Annotated in this window: 2 protein-coding genes; one reads left to right on the top strand and one right to left on the bottom strand. The window is 55.6% G+C overall.

Annotation, left to right across the window (positions count from 1 at the left end; all coding sequences use genetic code 11):
- Positions 1-121: 121 nt before the first annotated feature.
- Positions 122-1,225, bottom strand: coding sequence for an IS630-like element ISNagr8 family transposase (locus tag BBD46_RS06670; RefSeq protein ID WP_071400956.1), 1,104 nt, complete (start codon positions 1,223-1,225; stop codon positions 122-124).
- A 102-nt stretch (positions 1,226-1,327) separates the two neighbouring features.
- On the opposite strand from BBD46_RS06670, the gene BBD46_RS21540 reads away from it, so the two are divergent.
- Positions 1,328-2,349, top strand: a protein-coding gene (locus BBD46_RS21540) for an IS630-like element ISNagr2 family transposase (RefSeq protein ID WP_139173535.1) whose coding sequence is annotated in 2 segments (ribosomal slippage) — positions 1,328-1,832 and positions 1,832-2,349 — 1,023 coding nt in all. Because the reading frame shifts where the segments join, the coding sequence is not laid out codon by codon here.
- Positions 2,350-2,397 lie beyond the last annotated feature (48 nt).

Below are 2,397 nucleotides of genomic sequence, written 5' to 3' on the forward strand. Positions count from 1 at the left end.
TGGAGACTGCGCTCCCTACGGGAACCACCTCGGTTCCTGCAAAGCGCGTCGTGGAAGCAGGAAGCCCCATCTGCTCACGGGCGCGAAGCGCCCGTTCGCATGGTCCGTGAGACCTTAATGATCAAGATAACTTTTGCAAATATGGACTGAGGAACTGGTCGATCCAAGACTTGGCGAATCCAAGTCGATCGGTGAGGGTGTTGAAGAGGCGGCGAGCGAGAGTGCGGAACGCGCTCTCGCTCGCCACGACGATTGGTGAAGCATTCCGTTTGAGCACTTTCCAGACCTGCTCGATTGGATTGAGATGCGGTGAACCGACCGGAAGAAAGACGAGATCGATACCGAGTTGATGTGCGCGCTTGCGCGTGTGCTCACAGATGTGAGACGAGAAGTTGTCCAAGACGAGCAGAATCCGCGTTCCCGGATTCTGCTCGCGGACCTCCTCCAATAGGGCACAGATGTTCTCTTTCGATTGATCTTCAGGAAAGGTCAGGACACTTTCGCCGTTGAGCGTATAGCACCCGACCGCTGGTTCGTCAAGCTTCACCAGCGGTCGTTCGAGTGTCGGATCATCGACGTACCACAGTCGATGCGAATTGTCGTATGGTTGCGGATGAGAAGCGTCACAAAAACCGACGACAGTTCCTCCATCTGTACAGATATCGTCGTCGAGAACCCAGCCTTCGTCCTCATCCTCGGGACGCTTGTTATGTGCTGTCTCTGTTTCCTCGTCGAACGCGTCTGCGACGCGTTCTTCGAGGATTTCATCTGCATTTTCTGGCCGTGAGGGACGTTTTGGACGTGGTTTAGCGTAAGACAGTCCGAGATTCCGGAGGAATCGACCGAGATAATCCGGATGGTACTCAACATCGAACTCTTCGTCCAAGAGCTGGTGAACTTCCTGTGCTTTCCAGGGCTGTCCCTCCCGGAGAAGTTCTAGAAGACACTCTTGTTCCTCGTCACCGAGCTTCGGGGGCCTTCCGCCCCCGAAGTTCGGTGTCAACTGACCCAGCCCGCCATCGTTCCATCGACGTGCCCAGCGACTTCCAGTCGACGCAGATTTCCCAACGTCGTCGGCTGCTTCTTCGTACGTTGCACCCTTGTAGAGACGTTTGACAAAGGTGAGCCGCTTGACGACCTTTGGATCGTCTGCTTCGTCCAGCAGACGATCCAACTCCTCCTCGCTCAGATGACGAACGAGCTCGCCCCGCCGGTCTCCTCCCATTACCCCGTTCGTCTTAGCCCACGCCCAAAACTTCTGTCACTCATTACGATTTCTGATACTGATGGATAAAACTTCATGTATCTCTAGATGCGGGGGAATAGTATGGCGACGTTTGAGAACGTCTCTGTCGAAGACCTCCGCCAGATCTTGGCGGAGGTCGATGATGCCGATGCAACAAAGCGGCTCATGGCCGCGATCACCTACAAAGAGATAGAAGATCTAACGCAAGCAGAAGCCGCCGCACTCTATGGATTTTCCAGCAGTTGGGCCTCGAAATGGTTCAATCGACTCGAACGGCTCGCCGACGAGCCGTTCGAGGAGGTCGTCTACGACAAACCACGAGAGGGCAGACCATCCGAACTCTCTGACGACGAGCACGAGCAGTTTGTTGAGGTACTTCACGAGTCTCCCGAAGACGTTGGATACGACGCGCCCGCGTGGTCTGTTTCACTAGCGCGTCACTATCTCTCCGAAGAATTCGGTGTTGAGTACTGCGAACGTCACGTCCGACGACTGATGTCCGAGGCCGGGCTGTCCTGGAAGACAGCCCGGCCGGAGTTCCACAAGTCCGACGAACGAGCCCAAGAGGCCTGGAAAGAAGGGTTCAAAAAAAGCGCGACAACTTGGACGATGAATACACGATCCTGACCATCGATCAGACGCGACAGGTTCTCTCGACGCTGATCTACGCGTGGTTTCCAGAAGGGGAGCGCCCGTCACTCCCGGTGACGGGCGCGTGGGACAGCATCAAACTCCTCGGGGCAGTCAGCAATAGCGGCGAGACGTTCTTTCTCCCGTGTGAGGAGAATTTCAACAGCGACACCACAATCCGGTTGCTCGACGCTCTCCAAACCGAGTTCGGCGAGAAAATCTGCGTTGTCTTAGATAATGCCTCCTATTTTACGGCGAACAAGGTGCAGGCATTCGCCGAAGGAACTCCGATCGAACTGTGTTACCTTCCACGGGGTTCACCAGAGCTGAACCCCGTGGAAGAGTGCTGGCGACGACTCAATCAAGCACTCGGCAACCGCTTGTTCAACACACTGGATGAACTTCAAGAGGCTGCACTGACCGCGCTTGACGACATCGAACCGCCGAATGTCTTTACGTACTTATGTCCTTGAGTATGAGGACGGGGCCACACCGCCGTTACTCCTATCCCGGCAGGGGAC

The sequence above is a fragment of the Natrialba sp. SSL1 genome (assembly GCF_001861355.1).
In the GTDB taxonomy this organism is placed as follows: domain Archaea; phylum Halobacteriota; class Halobacteria; order Halobacteriales; family Natrialbaceae; genus Natrialba.

Coding starts and splice junctions, on each gene's coding strand:
- BBD46_RS06670 (WP_071400956.1), bottom strand. CDS start 1,225: ATGGGAGGAGACCGGCGGGGCGAGCTCGTTCGTCATCTGAGCGAGGAG.